The sequence below is a fragment of the Streptomyces sp. NPDC086023 genome (assembly GCF_044540325.1).
In the GTDB taxonomy this organism is placed as follows: Bacteria; Actinomycetota; Actinomycetes; order Streptomycetales; family Streptomycetaceae; genus Streptomyces.
On record NZ_JBITRX010000016.1, the window covers coordinates 35118 to 55277 of the forward strand.

At 73.5% G+C, this 20160-nt stretch carries 16 protein-coding genes; 15 read left to right on the forward strand and 1 reads right to left on the reverse strand.

All coding sequences use genetic code 11. From position 1 onward, the window contains the following. Nucleotides 1–13: 13 nt before the first annotated feature. The 14 genes from ACIF6F_RS27690 to ACIF6F_RS27755 all read left to right on the forward strand — a co-directional run bounded on the left by ACIF6F_RS27690 (nt 14) and on the right by ACIF6F_RS27755 (nt 16206). Nucleotides 14–2395 (forward strand): collagenase, encoded by a 2382-nt coding sequence (locus ACIF6F_RS27690; protein WP_399952243.1) that lies wholly within the window; start codon nt 14–16, stop codon nt 2393–2395. 104 nt (nt 2396–2499) lie between these two features. After that, entirely contained in the window at nt 2500–3675 is a 1176-nt protein-coding gene (locus tag ACIF6F_RS27695; RefSeq protein ID WP_399952246.1) for an NAD(P)/FAD-dependent oxidoreductase, read from the forward strand. Then, nucleotides 3672–3995 (forward strand): (2Fe-2S)-binding protein, encoded by a 324-nt coding sequence (locus ACIF6F_RS27700; RefSeq protein WP_399952249.1) that lies wholly within the window; start codon nt 3672–3674, stop codon nt 3993–3995. The genes ACIF6F_RS27695 and ACIF6F_RS27700 overlap by 4 nt, the downstream gene beginning before the upstream one ends. Then, nucleotides 3976–5553, forward strand: a complete 1578-nt coding sequence (locus ACIF6F_RS27705) for an NAD(P)/FAD-dependent oxidoreductase (RefSeq protein ID WP_399952252.1) — start codon at nt 3976–3978, stop codon at nt 5551–5553. The genes ACIF6F_RS27700 and ACIF6F_RS27705 overlap by 20 nt, the downstream gene beginning before the upstream one ends. Nucleotides 5554–5627: 74 nt before the next feature. Then, the gene (locus tag ACIF6F_RS27710; protein ID WP_399952255.1) at nt 5628–6539 is read left to right on the forward strand and encodes a dihydrodipicolinate synthase family protein; all 912 of its coding nucleotides are present in this window, start codon (nt 5628–5630) and stop codon (nt 6537–6539) included. Nucleotide 6540: 1 nt separating this feature from the next. After that, a complete protein-coding gene (locus ACIF6F_RS27715; RefSeq protein ID WP_399952258.1) occupies nt 6541–7542 on the forward strand; it encodes a proline racemase family protein in 1002 nt (333 codons plus the stop codon). Next, nucleotides 7530–8585 (forward strand): proline racemase family protein, encoded by a 1056-nt coding sequence (locus ACIF6F_RS27720; RefSeq protein WP_399952583.1) that lies wholly within the window; start codon nt 7530–7532, stop codon nt 8583–8585. The genes ACIF6F_RS27715 and ACIF6F_RS27720 overlap by 13 nt, the downstream gene beginning before the upstream one ends. Further along, the gene (locus ACIF6F_RS27725; RefSeq protein ID WP_399952261.1) at nt 8582–9526 is read left to right on the forward strand and encodes an ornithine cyclodeaminase family protein; all 945 of its coding nucleotides are present in this window, start codon (nt 8582–8584) and stop codon (nt 9524–9526) included. The genes ACIF6F_RS27720 and ACIF6F_RS27725 overlap by 4 nt, the downstream gene beginning before the upstream one ends. Before the next feature lie 41 nt (nt 9527–9567). After that, the gene (locus ACIF6F_RS27730; RefSeq protein ID WP_399952264.1) at nt 9568–10287 is read left to right on the forward strand and encodes a GntR family transcriptional regulator; all 720 of its coding nucleotides are present in this window, start codon (nt 9568–9570) and stop codon (nt 10285–10287) included. A gap of 178 nt (nt 10288–10465) precedes the next feature. After that, complete coding sequence (locus ACIF6F_RS27735) at nt 10466–12211, forward strand: ABC transporter substrate-binding protein (protein WP_399952267.1); 1746 nt, start codon at nt 10466–10468, stop codon at nt 12209–12211. 29 nt (nt 12212–12240) lie between these two features. Next, the gene (locus tag ACIF6F_RS27740; RefSeq protein WP_399952269.1) at nt 12241–13185 is read left to right on the forward strand and encodes an ABC transporter permease; all 945 of its coding nucleotides are present in this window, start codon (nt 12241–12243) and stop codon (nt 13183–13185) included. Continuing rightward, entirely contained in the window at nt 13182–14171 is a 990-nt protein-coding gene (locus ACIF6F_RS27745) for an ABC transporter permease (RefSeq protein WP_399952272.1), read from the forward strand. Before ACIF6F_RS27740 ends, ACIF6F_RS27745 begins: the two co-directional genes overlap by 4 nt. Continuing rightward, nucleotides 14168–15178, forward strand: coding sequence for an ABC transporter ATP-binding protein (locus ACIF6F_RS27750; protein WP_399952275.1), 1011 nt, complete (start codon nt 14168–14170; stop codon nt 15176–15178). The genes ACIF6F_RS27745 and ACIF6F_RS27750 overlap by 4 nt, the downstream gene beginning before the upstream one ends. Then, the gene (locus ACIF6F_RS27755) at nt 15175–16206 is read left to right on the forward strand and encodes an ABC transporter ATP-binding protein (RefSeq protein ID WP_399952278.1); all 1032 of its coding nucleotides are present in this window, start codon (nt 15175–15177) and stop codon (nt 16204–16206) included. Before ACIF6F_RS27750 ends, ACIF6F_RS27755 begins: the two co-directional genes overlap by 4 nt. 139 nt (nt 16207–16345) lie before the next feature. On the opposite strand, the gene ACIF6F_RS27760 is transcribed toward ACIF6F_RS27755, so the two are convergent. Further along, complete coding sequence (locus ACIF6F_RS27760; protein ID WP_399952283.1) at nt 16346–18400, reverse strand: prolyl oligopeptidase family serine peptidase; 2055 nt, start codon at nt 18398–18400, stop codon at nt 16346–16348. Nucleotides 18401–18523: 123 nt separating this feature from the next. Between ACIF6F_RS27760 and ACIF6F_RS27765 the strand changes: the two genes are divergently transcribed. Then, nucleotides 18524–20050, forward strand: a complete 1527-nt coding sequence (locus ACIF6F_RS27765; protein ID WP_399952287.1) for an MFS transporter — start codon at nt 18524–18526, stop codon at nt 20048–20050. Nucleotides 20051–20160 lie beyond the last annotated feature (110 nt).

A 20160-nucleotide genomic window follows, 5' to 3' on the forward strand; every position in this document is an offset into this window, starting at 1 on the left:
CCAGGAGTCCTTGGTGTCCAAGCTGAGCACCGTGCGCAAGCCGTTCCTCGCCGCAGCCATCGCGGCCACCCTGCTCGCCTCCGCCGGGCAGACCGTGGTCCAGGCCGCCGAGACCGCCCCGGCGAACGCCGCCCCCGCCGCCCCCGCGGCCTTCACCGGGGTCCGCCCCGGCCCGGCCGCGGAGACGCGGAACCCCTTCGACGAGGTCCAGCACCTCGCCAAGGCCCCCACGCTCACCCGGTCCGCCGCCCCCGCGCCGGGCGGCCTCGCCAAGGGCCGCGTCGCCGGCCCGGTCAAGGCCCCCGCGAAGAAGCAGCAGGCCGCGGCCGCCGCCCGCACCGCCCAGGGCGCCGTCGCCGCCACGGCCGCCGGCGTCCCCTGCACCCTCGACGGCATCACCGGCCTCTCACCGGAGGGCTTCGCCGACTTCCTCGCCGACCCCGCCGTCACCATGGACTGCGTCAACAGCCTGTTCTGGACCTGGGACGCCCGGCTGACCCCCGTCATGTCCGACGCCCACGTCCAGGCCGTCTCCCGCCGCATATCCACCCTCGCCGCCGCCCACGACGGGAAGAACGGCAGCAACCTGGAGCAGCAGTTCACCTACCTCCACGCCGTCGCCTACCAGGACTACGGCCGCCCGGAGATCGACGTCACCGACGCCCCCACCGTCGACGCCATGCGCCGCGCGATAGCCGACTTCGGCAACGCCGCCCGCACCTTCGACGTCACGAAGTCCAACGCCAACACCCTCCGCGAGGCCCTCTACGCCGGCAGCGCCCCCGGCCTGCGCCACCACCAGCTCGGCCTCATCAAGAAGGTCCTGGCCACCATGGACCCGGCCCACCCGGCCACCCACCTGGACGCCGCCTGGGCCGGGGCCGCCCTCGCCGGGCTCTCCGTGAACTACCTCGGCGTCTACCCGGGCAACCAGGACGCCGCCTTCCACGCCGCGGCCGCCGCCGACCCCGCCTACCGCGCCCTCTTCAAGGCCTTCGCCGGCTACGCCCACCTCAAGGGCACCAACAACGCCTGGGTCGCCCGCGACGCCATCGGCGAGTTCGGCCGCTTCGGCCAGATCGACGCCGTCAAGGACTCCGTCGTCGCCGACCTCGGCCAGGTCCTCACCACCGCCAAGACCACCTTCGGCGCCGGCAGCGAGCAGTGGGCCAAGGCCGTCTCCTGGCTCAACTTCTACGGCGCCTGCAAGCCGTACGGCGTGTGCAAGGAGGACATCGAGGCCCAGCTCTTCCCGAACACCTACACCTACGACAACGGCGCCATCAAGGTCCGCACCGGCCTCGACCGCGCCACCGTCGACCAGCTCTACTACGCCAGCAAGCGCGTCAAGGCCCAGTTCCACCGCGTCATCGGCACCGACCAGCCCCTGGCCGGCGACCCCAACGCCACCCTCAACATCGTCCTGTACGCCTCACGCGCCGACTACGTGAACTACCACCCCATCCTCACCGGCATGGGCACCGAGAACGGCGGCATCTACATCGAGCGCGGCGCCACCTTCTACACCTACCAGCGCCGCGTCCCCCAGGACTCCACCCTCACCCTCGAAGAGCTCTTCCGCCACGAGTACGTCCACTACCTCAACGGCCGCTTCGCCGTCCCCGGCTTCTTCGGCGAGGGCGACTGGTACCAGGGCGACCGCACCACCGCCATGGACGAGGGAACCGCCGAGTTCTTCGACGGCGCCACCCGCGACGACGGCATCGCCGTCCGCAAGTCCCTGGTCCGCTCGATCATCAACGACACCGCCGGCGGCGGCCCCCGCATGACCGTCGAGCAGCTCCTCAACGCCACCTACGAGGGCGACGGCTTCCGCTTCTACAGCTACGCCGGCACCTTCTTCGAGTTCCTCTGGGCCGAGCGGCCCGCCCTGCTCCAGGAGATGTACCGCCACCTGCGCGCCAACGACCCGGCGGCCTTCGACGCCTGGCGCAACCGCCTCGGCGGCGACAGCTACCTCCAGCGCGACTACAACCGCTTCCTGGACGCCCAGATCGCGAAGGTCGACCAGCTGTTCGTCCCGAACACCACCTTCACCCCCAACGAGCAGCTGCGGGACGCCTCCCTGGCGGCCGTCCGCTCCTCCTTCTCCACCGCCACCTACAACAACCCCGACTGCGTCGAGAACGGCGACCCCGGCAAGCGCCGGTTCGTCTGTACCGGCCGCATCACGGCCAACCTCAAGAACTTCCGCAACCCCGACCAGGTCTTCAAGGACATGTCCGAGACGGTCGACTACTTCATCCTCGACCGCGCCGGCGCCGCCTCCAACAACCTCGCCGACATGAACTGCCACTTCGGCCCGGTGGAGATCTGGTCCAACAACGTGGCCGGCACCTCCAGTTACTCCTGCGACGGCCCGCTGCGCAGCTGACGCCGCAGGCGCGGTCCGGCCCCGATCCACGGGGGGCGGGGCCGGACCGCGCCGGACCCCGGCAGACCCTTGGCCCCTACTGAGTTATGTGACATATTACTGCCGTGCCCAACAGACACCCCCTGGACGTCGTCGTCATCGGTGCCGGCGTCGTCGGAGCAGCCTGCGCGTACTACGCCGCCCGCTCCGGCCTCTCCGTCGCCGTGGTCGACCGCGGCCCCGTCGCGGGAGGCACCACCGGCGCCGGGGAAGGAAACCTCCTCGTCTCCGACAAGGAGGCGGGACCCGAGCTCGACCTCGCGCTGCTGTCCACCCGACTCTGGCGCGAACTCACCGAGGTCCTCCCACCGGAGACCGAGTACGAGCCCAAGGGCGGCCTCGTCGTGGCGCCCGACGAGGCCACCCTCAAGGCCCTCCGCGTCTTCGCCGAAGGCCAGCGCGCCGTCGGCGTCGAAGCGCAGGAGATCGCCCCGGACCGCCTCCCCGACCTGGAACCCCACCTCGCCCCCGGCCTCGCCGGCGGCCTCCACTACCCCCAGGACGCCCAGGTCCAGCCCGCCCAGGCCGCCGCCCAGCTCCTGCGAGCGGCCCGCCGCCACGGCGCCCGCACGCACCTCGGCGCCGAGGTCACCGCACTCCTCACCGGCCCCGACGGCACCGTCCGCGGCGTCCGCACCGCCGACGGCGACCTCGCCGCCGGCCAGGTCGTGAACGCCGCCGGCACCTGGGGCGGCCGCATCGCCTCACTCGCCGGCGTCCACCTGCCCGTCCTGCCCCGCCGCGGCTTCGTCCTCGTCACCGAACCCCTGCCCCGCGTCGTCCGCCACAAGGTCTACGCCGCCGACTACATCGCCGACGTCGCCAGCGGCTCCGCCGCCCTCCAGTCCTCCGCCGTCGTCGAGGGCACCCCCGCCGGCCCCGTCCTCATCGGCGCCACCCGCGAACGCGTCGGCTTCGACCGCACCCTCTCCACCGAAGCCCTCCGCCGCCTCGCCTCCCAGGCCGCCGCCCTCTTCCCCGTCCTCGCCGACGTCCACGTCATGCGCACCTACCACGGCTTCCGCCCCTACCTCCCCGACCACCTCCCGGCCATCGGCCCCGACCCCCGCGCCCCCGGCCTCCTCCACGCCTGCGGCCACGAAGGCGCCGGCATCGGCCTCGCCCCCGCCACCGGCCTCCTCATCGCCGAGGCCCTCACCGGCACGGCACCCACGCTCGACCCGGCCCCGTTCCGCCCCGAACGCTTCGGCGACACCCCCGGACAAGGAGTCGGCCGATGACCCCCCGCCCCCGCACCCCCCGCGACCTCGTCGGCGGCACCCCCCGCTCCACGTACACGGTCGACTTCGACGGCAGCCCCCTGCCCGCCGAAGAGGGCCAGACCATCGCCGCCGCCCTCTGGGCCAACGGCATCCTCGCCTGGCGCACCACCCGCGACGGCGCGGCCCCCCGCGGCGCCTTCTGCGGCATCGGCGCCTGCCACGACTGCCTCGTCACCGTCAACGGCCGCCCCAACCAGCGCGCCTGCCTCGTCCCGGCCCGCCCCGGCGACGCCATCACCACCCAGGAAGGGACCGGCCATGCCGACCTCGGCGTCTGACACCGACCCCGCCGTCGACACCCGGCCCGCCGACCTCGCCGTCGTCGGCGCCGGCCCCGCCGGACTCGCCGCCGCCGTCACCGCCGCCGGCCTCGGCCTCCGCGTCACCCTCCTGGACGCCGCCGCCCGCCCCGGCGGACAGTTCTACCGCCACCCCGCACCCGGCCTCGGCGCCGCCCGCCCCGACGCCCTGCACCACGGCTGGCCCGCCTTCGCCGCCCGCGAGACCGCCCTGCGCGCCCACGAGAAGGCCGGCCGGATCACGTACCTGCCCGGCCACCACGTGTGGAGCGTCACCGGAGCGGCACCGCACTGGACCCTGCACGCGGTCGCCACCCCGTACGACACCACCCCGGCCGCGACCGGGGGAGCGGAGGACACCGAGCGCCCCGCCACCGTCCACGCCCGCGCCGTACTGCTCGCCACCGGCGCGTACGAACGCCAGCTCCCCTTCCCCGGCTGGACCCTGCCCGGCGTCGTCGGCGCCGGCGGCGCCCAGGCCATGCTCAAGGCCGGCCTCGTCCTGCCCGGCCGCCGCGTCGTCGTCGCCGGCAGCGGTCCCCTCCTCCTCGCCGTCGCCGGCTCCCTCGCCGCGGCCGGCGCCCGGGTCCCCGCCGTCGTCGAGGCCGCCGCCTACACCGGATACGCCGGCGAACTCCCCGCCCTGCTGCGCAACCCCGCCAAACTCGCCGAAGGCGCCCAGTACGGCGGCGCCCTGCTGCGCCACCACGTCCGGCTGCTCACCCGGCACGCCGTCACCGAGGCCCACGGCACCGACCGCGTCGAAGCCGTCACCGTGACCCGCCTGGACCGCGACTGGCGCCCCGTACCCGGCACCGGACGCCGCATCCCCTGCGACGCCCTCGCCGTCGGCCACGGCCTGGTCCCGCAGCTCGAACTCGCCACCGCCCTCGGCTGCGCCACCCGCCACACCGCCGACGGCACCCCCGCCCTCACCCTGGACGACCGGCAGCGCACCTCCGTGCCCGGCCTCTGGTCCGCGGGCGAGACCGGTGGCATCGGCGGCGCCGAACTCGCCCTCACCGAAGGCGAACTGGCCGCCCACGCCATCGCCCGCGAACTCCTCGGCCCCGCCGCCACAGCCACCGGCGGCACCGGCACCACAGCCACCGGCAGCGCCCCCGGCGCCCGCCCCGCCCCAGCCCCGGCGGCCCTGGTCCGCCGCCGCGCCCGGCTGCGCGCCTTCGCCGGCGCGATGGCCGCCGCCCACCGGCCCGGGACCGGCTGGACCGGCTGGCTCGACGACGACACGCACGTCTGCCGCTGCGAGGAGGTGCCGGCCGGCCGGATCCGGGAGGCCGTCGGCGAACTCGGCGCCCGGGACGCCCGTACCGTCAAACTCCTCACCCGTGCCGGCATGGGCTGGTGCCAGGGCCGCATGTGCGGCCCGGCCGTCGCCGCCCTCGCGGGCGAGGACCAGGCGCCCGACCGGCGGCCGCTGTCCTGCCCGGTCCCGCTGCGCCACCTCGCGGCCCTCCCGGCGGAAGACGCCGCGGACGCCGGGGCCGCCCCCGGCGCGCCCGCCGGATCCAACTGACCCACCCCCCGGGGCCCTTGTGGCCTCTCACGACCCACAGTAAAATGTCACACATCACACTAGGGAGTCCTGCCATGACCCACGCGTCCACCACCCCCCGCACCCGCCCCTGGCACGGAATCATGGTCGCCACCACCCTGCCCCTGCGCGACGACCTCTCCGTCGACTACGACGCCTACGCCGAGCACGTCGCCTGGCTCATCGCCAACGGCTGCGACGGCGTCGTCCCCAACGGCTCGCTCGGCGAGTACCAGACCCTCACCGACGACGAGCGCGCCCGCGTCGTCCGCACCGCCGTCGAAGCCGCGGGCGACGGCGACCGCGTCATGCCCGGCGTCGCCGCCTACGGCAGCGCAGAGGCCCGCCGCTGGACCGACCAGGCCGCCGAAGCCGGCGCCGGCTCCGTCCTGCTCCTCCCGCCCAACGCCTTCCGCGCCGACGAGCAGACCGTACGCGCCCACTACGCCGAGGTCGCCAAGGCCGGCCTCCCCGTCGTCGCCTACAACAACCCGTACGACACCAAGGTCGACCTCACCCCCCAGCTCCTCGCCCGCCTCCACACCGACGGCAGCATCGTCGCCGTCAAGGAGTTCAGCGGCGACGTCCGCCGCGCCTACGAGATCGCCGAGCTCGCGCCCGGCCTCGACCTCCTCATCGGCGCCGACGACGTCCTCCTCGAACTCGCCCTCGCCGGCGCCGTCGGCTGGATCGCCGGCTACCCCAACGCCCTCCCGCGCACCAGCGCCGACCTCTACCACGCCGCCGTCGCCGGCGACCTCGACACCGCCCTGCCCCTCTACAAGTCCCTCCACCCGCTGCTGCGCTGGGACTCCAAGACCGAGTTCGTCCAGGCCATCAAGCTGTCCATGGACATCGCCGGCCGGCCCGGCGGCCCCACCCGCCCGCCGCGCTTCCCGCTCACCGGCGACACCGAGGCCGCCGTCCGCGCCGCCACCGAGAAGGCCATCGCGGAGGGCCACCACTGACATGCGGACCACACACGTCTACCACGCGGTCGACAGCCACACCGAAGGCATGCCCACCCGCGTCATCACCGGCGGCTTCGGCATCATCCCCGGCACCACCATGGCCGAACGCCGCCTGCACTTCATCGAGCACCTCGACCACGTGCGCACGCTCCTCATGTACGAGCCCCGCGGCCACGCGGCCATGAGCGGCGCCATCCTCCAGCCGCCCACCCGACCCGACGCCGACTACGGCGTCCTCTACATCGAGGTCTCCGGCCTCCTCCCGATGTGCGGCCACGGCACCATCGGCGTCGCCACCGTCCTCGTCGAGACCGGCATGGTGCCCGTCACCGAACCCGTCACCACCGTCCGCCTCGACACCCCCGCCGGCCTCGTCTCCGTCGACGTCCAGGTCGAGGACGGCCGCGCCAAGGCCGTCACCCTCACCAACGTCGCCGCCTTCAGCGTCGGCCTCGACCGCAAGGTCGACGTCCCCGGCCACGGCACCGTCACCTATGACATCGCATACGGCGGCAACTTCTACGCCTTCGTCGAACTCGACAGCCTCGGCCTCCCCTTCGACCGGGCCCGCAAGGACGACCTGATCGCCGCCGGACTCGCCATCATGGACGCGATCAACGCCACCGACCGGCCCGTCCACCCCGAGAACCCCGAGATCAACGGCGTCAAGCACGTCTACCTCGCCGCCCCCGGCTCCGACGCCACCCGCTCCCGCCACGCCATGGCCATCCACCCCGGCTGGTTCGACCGCTCGCCCTGCGGCACCGGCACCTCCGCCCGCATGGCCCAGCTGCACGCCCGCGGACAGCTGCCCCTCGGCCGGGACTTCGTCAACGAGTCCTTCATCGGCACCGAGTTCACCGGCCGGCTCGTCGAGGAGACCACCGTCGGCGGCCTGCCCGCCGTGATCCCCACCGTCACCGGACGAGCCTGGATCACCGGCACCGCCCAGTACTTCCTCGACCCCACCGACCCCTTCCCCGCCGGATTCCTCCTGTGACCCGCCTCCACACCGTGCGCACCACGGACTACCACACCGCCGGTGAACCCTTCCGCATCGTCACCGACGGCCTCCCCCCGGTGCCCGGCGACACCGTCGCCGAGCGCTGCGCCACCGCCGTCGGCCCCGGCGGCTCCGGCACCGCACCCCGCCCCGGCCCGCTGGACGACGTACGCCGCCTCCTGGTCCAGGAACCCCGCGGCCACGCCGGCATGTACGGCGGGTTCGTCGTCCCGCCCGACGACGACGGCGCCCACCTCGGCGTCCTCTTCTGGCACAAGGACGGCTTCTCCACCGCCTGCGGCCACGGCACCATCGCCCTCGGCGCCTGGGCCGTCGACAGCGGCCGCGTCCCCGCCCCCGACGACGGCGACGCCCAGGTCCGCATCGACGTCCCCTCCGGCCGCGTCACCGCCACCGTGCACCGCAGCGGCGGCCGCACCACCGGCGTCACCTTCCGCAACGTGCCCGCCCGGGTCGCCGCCCGCAAGGTCCCCGTCGTCACCGCCCGCGGCCCCGTCGAGGTCGACATCGCCCACGCCGGCGCCTGCTACGCCGCACTGCCCGCCCGGCGCCTCGGCCTCGACGTCAGCACTGCGCACCTCGCCGAACTCGTCGCCGCCGGACGCGAGATCCGCGCCGCCCTCGCCACCCACCCCGCCACCTGGCACCCGGACAGCCCCCTGCTCTCCGGCGTCTACGGCGTGATCCTCTACGAGGAACTGCCCGACACCCCCTTCGGCCCGCACCAGCGCAACGTCACCGTCTTCGCCGACGGCCAGATCGACCGCTCGCCCTGCGGCTCCGGCACCAGCGCCCGGCTGGCCCTCCTCGCCGACGACGGCGCCCTCGCACCCGGCGAGGACCTCCTGCACGAATCCATCGCCGGCACCGTCTTCACCGGCCGCACCGTCGCCCCGCCCCCGGGCACCGCCCCGGACGCCGGCACCGTCACCGAGGTCACCGGCACCGCCTACCGCACCGGCGAGCACACCTTCGTCCTCGACCCGCACGACGGCCTCGACACCGGGTTCCAGCTGTGACCGCACCCGCGCTGATCACCGCGGCCGACACGGCCCGGCTGCTCGGCCCCGCAGGGGCGGCCGACGCCCTGGCGGGGGCGCTCCGCGACGGACTCGACCCCGAGACGGCCCCGCACCGCACCGCCCTCGCCGTCCCCGGCGGCGAACTGCTCCTGATGCCCGCCGCCACCCGCTCCTGGGCCGGCGTCAAGATCGCCGGAGTGGCGCCCGGCAACGCCGCCCGCGGCCTGCCCCGCATCACCGGCAGCTACCTGCTGCTCGACGGCGCCACCCTCACCCCCGTCGCCCTGCTCGACGGCGCCGCGCTCACCGCGCTGCGCACCCCCGCCGTCTCCGCCCTCGCGCTGCGCCGGCTGGCCCGGCCCGGACCGCTGCGGGCGGTGCTCTTCGGCACCGGACCGCAGGCGTACGGGCACCTCGACGCGGTGCTCGCCGAGCGCCCCCTCACCTCCCTGACGGTGGTGGGGCGCCGGCCGGGGGCGGCGGAGCAACTGGCCGCGTACGCACGGAAGCTGGGCGTGCCGGACGTGCGGGCGGGGGAGCCGGGCGCGGTGGCCGGGGCGGACCTGGTGGTCTGCTGCACCACGGCCAGGGAGCCGCTGTTCGACGGCCGGCTGGTCGGGCCCGGCGCCGCGGTCGTGGCGGTGGGCTCCCACGAGCCGGACGCCCGCGAACTGGACACCGCGCTGGTCAGCCGGTCCGCCGTGTACGTCGAGGCCCGGTCGGCCGCCCTGCGTGAGGCCGGGGACCTGCTGGTGCCGCTCGCCGAGGGCGCGATCGGCCCGGACCACGTCGCCGGCACCCTTGCGGAGCTGGTCAGCGGGGAGGCGGGCCGCCAGGAGGGTTGTCCACAGGTCTTCAAGAGTGTCGGCATGGCCTGGGAAGATCTCGCAGTGGCGGTGGCTCTGTACCTCGCCACCAGGGCGAACAGCGAAACGTGACATTGTACGCTGTTCCTCTGCGAATTCTCGGAGGAAAAGCGATGGGTGACCTGAAGCAGACCAGTCTCATCACAGCCCAGGAGAGGCTCCGCGACCAGGTCGCCCACGCCCTTCGTGCCGCCCTGATAGCGGGTGAACTCCGCCCCGGCCAGGTCTACTCGGCCCCCGGCCTCGCGGCGGAGTACGGGGTCTCGGCCACCCCGGTGCGCGAGGCGATGCTCGACCTGGCGCGCGAGGGCCTGGTGGAGCCCGTGCGCAACAAGGGCTTCCGGATCACCGAGGTCAGCGAGCGCGACCTCGACCAGTACACGGAACTGCGCGCGATGATCGAGGTGCCCACCATCGGCCGGGTCACCCAGATCGCGTCCAAGGAGGCCCTGGAGGCGCTGCGGCCGGTGGCGGAGGAGATCGTCGCCAGCGCGCGGAACCACGACCTCATCGGCTACCTGGAGGCGGACCGCCGCTTCCACCTCGGCCTGCTCGCCCTCGCGGGGAACGAGCGCCTGGTGGAGACCGTGGGCGACCTGCGCAAGCGCTCACGGCTGTACGGCCTGACCGGCCTGGACGAGGCCGGGCTGCTGGTGGCCTCCGCCGAGGAGCACCACGAGCTGCTCGACCTGATGCTGGCCGGGGACGCGCCGGCGGCGGAGGAGTGCATGCGCCGCCACCTGGGCCACGTCCGCTCGCTGTGGGCGCAGGGCCGGGACGAGCCGGTGGAGCCGCGCGCCAAGCGGAAGCTGGGCGGCAGCCGCACCGCGTAACCGCCGCACCCGCCACGCACCAGGGGCCCCGACCGTGCAGGTCGGGGCCCCAAGTGCGTGGTGGAGCCGGGGATTTGGACACGGCTGGATAACGGCGGCGCACACCCCTTGTCAGTGCAATTTCACATTACTATGTTACCGGTCACACCTTACAGCGCGGCCCTTCTCTGGAGTGACCATGACCAAGCGCACCCAACTCGCCCTCGCCACCGCCCTGGTGGCCGCACTCGCACTCGGCGCCTCGGGCTGCTCCGACACCAAGAAGGGCCAGGCCGGCAAGGGCGGCGCGAGCAACCCCGCCGCCGCCAACGACGGCAAGATCCTCGGCGGCACCCCGGTCAAGGGCGGCACCCTGACGATCCTGTCCAACCAGGACTTCTCCCACCTGGACCCGGCCCGCAACTGGGTGATGCCGGCGATGGACTTCGGCACCCGCCTGCTCTACCGCACCCTCGTCACCTTCAAGTCCGAGCCCGGCAAGGCCGGCAGCGAGCTGGTCCCCGACCTCGCCACCGACCTCGGCAAGCCCTCCAACGGCGGCCGCACCTGGACCTTCACCCTCAAGGACGGCCTCAAGTACGAGGACGGCACCCCGATCAAGGCCCAGGACATCAAGTACAACGTCGAGCGGTCCTTCTCCCCGGACCTCACCGGCGGCCCCGACTACGCCGCCCGCTACCTCGCCGGCACCAAGGGCTACACCGGCCCCCTCCAGGGCAAGCACCTCGACTCGGTGAAGACCCCCGACGACAAGACCATCGTCTTCGAACTCAACCGCCCCGTCGCCGAGTTCTCCGCCACCGCCACCCTGCCCACCTTCGCCCCGGTCCCGCAGGCCCAGGAGAAGGGCACCCAGTACGACTCCCGCCCCTTCTCCTCCGGCCCGTACAAGATCGAGAGCTACGACCGGGACAAGAAGCTCGTCCTCGTCCGCAACGAGCACTGGGACGCCGCGACCGACACCGTCCGCAAGGCCTACCCGGACAAGTTCGTCGTCGTCATGGGCCTCAAGGGCGGCCAGATCGACGACCGCATCATCGCCTCCGCCGGCGCCGACGCCTCCGCCGTCTCGTACTCCAACATGCGCCCCGAGAGCGCCCCCAAGGTGCTCCCCAAGCCCGAGGTGAAGGCCCGCCTCCTGGCCGAGTCCCAGGGCTGTACGACCATGCTCCAGCTCAACACCTCGCGCGCCCCCTTCGACGACGTCAAGGTCCGCCAGGCCTTCCAGTACGCCGTCGACAAGGAGTCCATGGTCACCGCGGGCGGCGGCCCCGCCTTCAACGAGATCGCCACCGCCTACCTGCCCTCGTCCCTCACCGGCGGCGCCCAGGCCGACACCCTCAAGATCGCCCCCGCCGGCGACCCGGCCAAGGCCAAGGAGCTCCTCAAGGCCGCCGGCAAGGAGAAGCTGAAGGTCTCCCTCGCGGTCTCCACCGGCGACAAGACCCGCGCCGAGGCCCTCCAGCAGGGCCTGTCCCGCGCCGGCATCGAGGTGGTCATCGACACCGTCGACCCGGGCGCCTTCTACGACGTCATCGGCGACACCACCACCGCCCCCGACATGACCCTCGCCGGCTGGTGCCCCGACTACCCCTCCGGCTCCACCTTCCTGCCCTTCGTCTTCGACGGCCGCACCATCAAGGTCAAGGGCAACAGCGGCAACTACTCGCAGTTCAAGGACGACGCGACCATCAAGCGCATCGACGAGATCAGCGCCTACGACGACGCCCAGCGCGCCCGCCAGGGCTGGATCGACCTCGACGCCGAGATCATGCAGAAGGCCCCGGCCGTCCCCGTCGTCCTGGAGCGCAAGCCCCTGCTGATCGGCACCAACATCGCCGGCGCCTTCGGCCACCCCGTCTGGAGCGGCGCGATCGACTACGCCACCATCGGCCTCAAGGACCCCGCCAAGGGCCAGGGCTGAGCACCCGCACCCGCGAGACACCTGTCGCCGTGACCACCACCGCAGCCGGTACCGCGCCGGCCGCGGCGGTCCCTCCGGGCAGCAGCCCCTGGCAGCTCGCCCGGAGGGAACTCCGCCGCCGCCCCGCCGTCCGCATCAGCCTCTCCGTCGTCGTCCTCTTCGTCCTCATGGCCCTCACCGCCCCCTGGCTGGGCGCCCTGGGCGGCTGGTCCCCCGAGGAGTTCGACAAGTCCGCCATCGACCCCTACCTCGGCGGCCTGCCGCTGGGCTCCTTCGGCGGGATCGGCCCCGAGCACTGGCTCGGCGTCGAACCCGTCACCGGACGCGACCTCTACGCCCGCGTCGTCCACGGCGCCCAGGTCTCCCTCCTCATCGCCTTCGCCGCCACCGCGATCGTCGTGCTCACGGGCACCGCGGCCGGCATCGCCGCCGGCTACTTCGGCGGACGCACGGACGCCGTGCTCTCCCGCCTCATGGACCTGACCATGTCCTTCCCCTCGCTGATCTTCATGATCGCGATGCTGTCGGTGGCGAAGGACGTCAACCGCATCGTCCTGATGACCGCCGTCATCGGCCTCTTCGGCTGGCCCGGCGTCGCCCGCGTGGTCCGCGGCCAGACCCTCTCCCTCAAGCACCGCGAGTACGTCGACGCGGCGAGGGTCGGCGGCTCCGGCCCCTGGCGCATCCTCACCCGCGACATCCTGCCCGGGGTCTCCGGGCCGGTCATCGCGTACACCACCCTGCTCATCCCCGGCATGATCAGCACCGAGGCCGCCCTCAGCTACCTCGGCGTCGGCGTCCGCCCGCCCACCCCCTCCTGGGGGCAGATGATCGCCGAGAGCGTCGCCTTCTACGAGACCGACCCCATGTACTTCGTCATCCCGAGCACCTTCCTCTTCCTGTCGGTGCTCGCCTTCACCCTGCTCGGCGACGCCCTGCGCGACATCCTCGACCCGAGGGGCGGCCGCACGTGATCCTCTACCTCGCGCGCCGGCTGCTCGCCCTGGCCGGCGTCCTGCTCGCCATCGCGGCCGTCACCTTCCTCATCTTCTACGTGCTGCCCTCCGACCCCGCCGCCGACGCCTGCGGCAAGACCTGCAGCCCCGAGCGGCTCGCCGTGGTCCGCGAGTACCTCGGCCTCGACAGGTCCCTGTGGGAGCAGTTCGGCACCTTCCTCACCGGCATCTTCACCGGCCGCACCCTCGGCACCGGGCAGTACGCCGTCGCCTGCGACTTCCCCTGCCTCGGCTACTCGTACGAGAACTCCCTGCCCGTCTGGGACCTCCTCATGGACCGGCTCCCGGTCTCCGCCTCCCTCGCCGTCGGCGCCGCCGCCCTCTGGCTGCTCCTCGGCCTCGGCGCCGGCGTCACCGCCGCCCTGCGCAAGGACACCGTCACCGACCGGGCCCTCATGGTCGGCGCCGTCGCCGCGGCCTCGCTGCCCGTCTACTTCACCTCCGTGATGCTCATCTACGGAGTGATCCGGATCGCCGGCCTGCTGCCCTACCCGAGCTACCAGTCCTTCACCGACAACCCCCTCGCCTGGGCCTCCAACCTGCTGCTCCCCTGGACCGCCCTGGCCCTGCTCTACGCGGCCATGTACGCCCGCCAGAGCCGCGGATCGATGATCGAGGCCATGGCCGAGCCGTACATCCGCACCGCCCGCGCCAAGGGCATGCCCGAACGCACCGTCGTCGTCAAACACGGACTGCGCTCCGGCATGACCCCCATCCTGACCATCTTCGGCATGGACCTCGGCGGCCTCCTCGCCGGAGCCGTCATCACCGAGTCCATCTTCGGACTCCCCGGCATCGGACGGCTCTTCTACGGCGCGCTGGTCAACTCCGACCAGCCCGTGGTCCTCGGCGTGACCCTGCTCGCCGCCTTCTTCATCGTCGTCGCCAACCTCGCCGTCGACCTCCTCTACGCCGTCGTCGACCCGAGGGTGAGGTACTCATGACCGCGCCGCCCCTGCTCGCCGTCCGCGACCTGAAGGTCGCCTTCACCACCCCGCGCGGCACCGTGCGCGCCGTGGACTCCCTCGGCTTCACCGTCGAGGCCGGCCGCACCCTCGGCATCGTCGGCGAATCCGGCTCCGGCAAGTCCGTCACCTCGCTCGCCGTCATGGGACTCCACCGCGGCGCCGAGGTCACCGGCTCCATCGCCCTGGAGGGGCGCGAGCTCCTCGGCATGCCGGAGAAGGAGCTGTCGAAGCTCCGCGGCCGCCGGATGGCGATGATCTTCCAGGACCCGCTGTCCAGCCTCCACCCCTACTACACCGTCGGCGAGCAGATCGCCGAGCACCACCGCGTGCACTTCCGCACCGGCCGGGCGGCCGCCCGCCGGCACGCCGTGGACATGCTCGGCGAGGTCGGCATTCCCGAACCCGCCCGCCGGGCGGGGGAGTACCCGCACCAGTTCTCCGGCGGCATGCGCCAGCGCGCCATGATCGCCATGGCCCTGGCCTGCGAACCCGACCTGCTCATCGCCGACGAGCCCACCACCGCCCTCGACGTCACCGTCCAGGCCCAGATCCTCGAACTGATCGCCCGCATCCAACAGGACCGCGGCCTCGGCGTCATCATGATCACCCACGACCTCGGGGTGGTCGCGCGCGTCGCCCACGAGGTCCTCGTCATGTACGGCGGACGGGCCGCCGAACAGGCCCAGGTCGACGAGCTGTTCGCCGGCCCCGCCCACCCCTACACCCGCGGCCTGCTCGACTCGCTGCCGCGGCTCGACGACACCGACGACGAGCCGCTGAGGGCCATCCCCGGCTCCCCGCCCTCCCTCCTGGCACCCGCCCCCGGCTGCGCCTTCGCCCCGCGCTGCGCCCGGGCGGCCGCCGGCACCGAGGAGGAACGGGAGCGCTGCCGCACCGAGCGGCCCCCGTTCGCACCGTACGGTGCCACCGCACGCATGACGGCCTGCCACTTCGCCGGCGCCGTCCAGGAGGCAGCCCGATGACCACGGCACCCGCCGACATCCCCGAGGCCCGCACGGGCGGGGAACCCGGCACGTCCCCGCTGCTCGCCGTCAGCGACCTGACCATGGCCTTCCCCGGCCGCCGCTCCGCCACCGGCCGCCGCGGCGCGCCCATCAAGGCCGTGGACGGGGTCTCCTTCGCCCTCCGGTCCGGGGAGACCCTCGGCCTCGTCGGCGAGTCCGGCTGTGGCAAGTCCACCACCGGCCGCATGCTCGTACGCCTCCTGGAACCCACCTCCGGCAGCATCCGCTTCGAGGGCCAGGAGATCTCCCGGCTCTCCCAGGGGGCCATGCGCCCCCACCGCCGGCACCTCCAGATGGTCTTCCAGGACCCGCACTCGTCCCTCAACCCCCGCCAGACCGTCGCCCGGATCATCTCCGACCCGCTGCTGGTCCAGGGCTGGAGCGCTGCGGACGCCCGGGTCCGCGCCGCCGAGCTGATGGAGCTCACCGGCCTCATCCCCGAGCACATCGACCGCTACCCGCACGAGTTCTCCGGCGGCCAGGCCCAGCGCATCGGCATCGCCCGCTCCCTGGCCACCAGCCCCCGGCTGATCGTCGCCGACGAACCCGTCTCCGCGCTCGACGTCTCGGTCCAGGCCCAGATCGTCAACCTGATGGAACGGCTGCGGGACGAACTCGGCCTCTCGTACGTCTTCATCGCCCACGACCTGTCCGTGGTCAAGCGCGTGAGCGACCGGGTCGCCGTGATGTACCTCGGCCGGATCGTCGAGATCGGCGACAAGCACGCCCTGTACGACTCCCCCCAGCACCCCTACACCCGGGCGCTGCTGTCCGCCGTACCGCTGCCCGACCCGGCGGCCGAGCGGCGGCGCGAGCGGATCACCCTGCTCGGGGACCCGCCGAGCCCGGCCTCACCGCCCCCGGGCTGCTCCTTCCACCCGCGCTGCGCCAAGGCCCAGGAGGTCTGCCGCACCGAACGCCCGCTGCTGCGCATCGCCGTACCCGGCGAGGCACGCGAGGTGGCCTGCCACTTCCCCGGGGACTGACCCCCCGCCGGCAGGCGGCACACGGGAGGGGGCCCGGGCGCGACGCGCGCCCGGGCCCCCTCCTGCCGTCCGCGGACTCGGCGTTGGCGGACTCGGCGTCCTCGGACCTGCCGTCAGCGGACCTGCCGTCCTCGGACGGTCAGACGGACAGTTCGCGGAGCAGGAAGTCCCGCTCCAGGGCGACCAGCTTCTCGTTGACCCCGTCCGGGGTCATGTGGGTGACGCCCGGCAGCGCCAGCAGCCGGTGCGGCCGGCCCGCCCCGGTCAGCGCCTCGGAGAGCCGCAGCGTGTGCGAGGGGTGCACGTTGTCGTCCGCGAGCCCCGTCACCAGCAGCAGCGGACGCGACAGCCCCGCGGCGTCCCCGAGCAGGCAGTCCCGCTCGTACACCTCCGGGTGCTCGTCCGGCAGGCCGAGGTACCGCTCGGTGTACGCGGTGTCGTAGTACCGGAAGTCCGTGGGCGCGGCCCCGGCGACCGCCGCGTGGAACACGTCCGGCCGGCGCAGCACCGCCATGGCGGCCAGGTAGCCGCCGTACGACCAGCCGCGCACGCCGACCCGGTCCAGGTCCAGGTCGGGGTCCCGGTCGCCGAGCGCGCGCAGGGCCGCCACCTGGTCCTCCAGGGTCACCTCGGAGAAGCCGCGGTACATCGCGTGGGTGAAGGCGGGGGAGACGAAGGGGGTGCCCCGGTTGTCGGTGGTGACCACGGCGAAGCCCTGGTCGGCCCACCACTGGCGCAGCTGCCAGCGGCGCGGCTCGGCGCTCACGGCCTGGTAGCCGGGGCCGCCGTACACGTCGAGCAGTACGGGCAGACGCTCACCGGTGACATGGCCCCGCGGGTAGACCACGGCCGTCGGCAGGCCGTGCTCGGTCACCCGGGCCAGCCGTGGCACCACCCGGTACGGCAGCGGCTCGGACAGGTCGCGCGGGGAGAACTCCCGCCCGTCGGCGGTCCGTACGGTCCTGGTGACCCCGTCGGGGCCGGCCGAGGTCAGCAGCAGCGCGCCGCCGTCGACGAGTACGGAGTGCACGCCGGGCCCGTCGGCCAGGGCCCGTACCTCGCCGGCGCCGGGGCCGAGGAGCAGCACCTGCTGCTCGGCGGGGTCCCGGGTGCCGGCCTCCACGGCGAGGGCACCCGCGTACTCGCCGGCCACGCGTCGCACCTGGATGCCGTCTCCGGTGAGGGGTACGCCGTCCAGGGCGAGGCCGCGGGCGGTGCCGCCCGGGGTGTCGGCGGCGGTGAGGAGCCGTCCGTCGGCCAGCCGGGCCGGGGTGCCGGGCAGGGCGTCGACCCACTGGGGGTGGGTGGTGCGGGACAGCTCGCGGGTGCGGCCGGTGGCGGGGTCGGCGGTGAGGAGCAGGACGTTCTGCTGGAGGCGGTCCTGGACGGTCAGCAGGATCTCGTCGGAGGAGGCCCAGGAGGCGTCGGAGAGGTAGGGGAAGGCGGTGGCGTCCCAGGCGAGGCGGACGCGGCGGCCGTCGGGGCCGAAGACCCAGAGGGCGACGTCGGCGTTGGGTCCGCCGGCCACCGGGTAGGCGAAGGACTCCGGTGCCTTCTCGGGGTGGGCCGGGTCGGTGAAGTACCGGCGTTCCAGGGCGCCTTCGGCGACCCGGGCGGCGAGCAGGGTGACGCCGTCGGGGGACCACCAGTGGCCGCGGGCGCGGCCCAGTTCCTCGGCGGCGGCGAACTCGGCGAGGCCCCAGCGGGCGCCGTCGGCGGGGGAGACCCGGTCGCCGGGGGTGGTGTGCAGGGCGTCGCCGGTGACGTAGGCGACGCGGGAGCCGTCGTGGTTGGGGCGGGGGTCGAAGGCCGGGCCTGCGGTGGGCAGCTCCTTGGGGGCGGCGCCGTCGGCGAAGGCCTGGAAGACCCGGCCGGAGAGGGCGAAGACCGCGCTGAGACCGTCGGCGGCGAGGGCGTACGAGCCGATGCCGGGGGCCCAGAGCCGGACCCGCTCGCGCAGCCGGCGCTCGGCCTCCGGGAGTTCCACGGGGCCGGGGGCCAGCTGGGCGGGGTCGGCGACGAGCCGCTCGGTGCCGTCGGAGGTGTCGAGCACCCAGAGGGAGTCGACCGGGTCGGCGGGACCGGCGGAGCGCAGGAACCAGAGCAGGCGGCCGGAGTCGCCGACGGCGGCGGCGCGGGGGGCGCCGTAGGTGAAGCGGCCGGTGCGGGCGGAGAGGTCGAGGTAGGGGTCCATGACACAGCAGTGTGACATGTGAAATTGCACCCTTGCCAGCCCCCCGCACCGCGGGCGGGCAGTATGCCCGAGTGGTGACCCCCTGGCACGGGGCATACCGTCGAAAGGGTGGAACCGAGTGCCATGCCGACCACCGGGACCAATGGCAAGGTCCAAGGAAGCGGGAGCGGGATCGCCCTGCTCGTCATCGCCTCCTGCCAGTTGATGATCGTCCTCGACATCACCATCGTGAACATCGCGCTGCCGCACATCCAGACGGCGCTGGGGTTCTCCACGACCACGCTCTCCTGGGTGGTCAACGCGTACACGCTGACCTTCGGCGGACTCCTCCTCCTCGGCGGCCGCGCCGGCGACATCCTCGGCCGCCGCCGCGTGTTCATCTTCGGTGTGCTCCTGTTCGGCCTCGCCTCGCTGCTCGGCGGGTTCGCCCAGAACTCAGGACAACTGCTCGCCGCACGCGCCCTCCAAGGCGTCGGCGGCGCCATCGCCTCCCCGACCTCCCTCGCGCTGATCACCACCACGTTCACCGAAGGCCCCGCCCGCAACCGGGCGTTCGGCGTGTTCGCCGGCGTCTCCGCCGCCGGCGGCGCCATCGGCCTGCTGCTCGGCGGCATCCTCGTCGAATGGCTCGACTGGCGCTGGATCTTCTTCGTGAACGCGCCCATCGCGCTGCTCATCGCGTTCGCCGCACCCCGGGTCCTCAGGGAGTCCGCACGCCACCCCGGCCACTTCGACTTCACCGGCGCCGTGACCGCCACCCTCGGCATGGTCGCCCTGGTCTACGGCTTCATCCGCGCCGCCCAGGAAGGCTGGCGGGACCCGCTCACCCTGGGCTCCTTCGTCGCCGCCATCGTCCTGCTGACCGTCTACATCCTCGTCGAGCGCCGCTCCGAACAGCCGATCACCCCGCTGCACATGTTCGCCGACCGCAACCGCGCCGGCACCTACGGCATCATGCTGATGCTCGCCTGCGCGATCTTCGGCATGTTCTTCTTCCTCACCCTCTTCGTGCAGAACGTGCTCGGCTTCAGCCCCCTCGAAGCCGGCCTGGCCTTCCTGCCGGTCAGCGCCGTCATCGCGGTCGGCGCGGGCATCACCTCCCAGCTGCTGCCGAAGTACGGCCCCAAGCCCTTCATGGTGATCGGCGCGCTGCTGTCGGCCGCCGGCCTGGCCTGGCTGACCCAGACCGACATCGACTCCACGTACCTGGGCAGCATCCTCGGACCGATGCTGATCTTCAGCCTCGGCATGGGCCTCCAGTTCGTCTCCCTCACCCTGATGGCCCTCTCCGGAGTCCCCGACCACGAGTCGGGCGCCGCGTCCGGCCTCCTCAACACCACCCAGCAGGTCGGCGGTTCGCTCGGCCTGTCCATCCTGGTCACCGTCTTCGGCACGGCCAGCCGCAACGAGGCCAAGGAGATCGTCCCGACCTTCCTCGCCCAGGCCACCCCCGCAGAACGCATCGCCTTCCAGCGCACCGGCCAGCTCCCCGACCCCTGGGGCGACCAGGTCCTCACCTACGGCGTCACCCGCTCCTTCGTGGCGGCCGCCGTCTTCGCCGCAGTCGGCGCCCTGATAGCCCTCTTCGTCATCCAGGTCCGCCCGGACGACATCGAACGCCTCAAGGGCAATCACACCCCCATGGCCTGACGCCGCTTCCGGGAGTTCCGCTCACCCGCGGTGACCTCGGCACGGCCCGGGCAGCGCCGGGGCCCCGCAGCTCTTCGTGGAGAGCTGCGGGGCCCCGTACCGCGGAATGC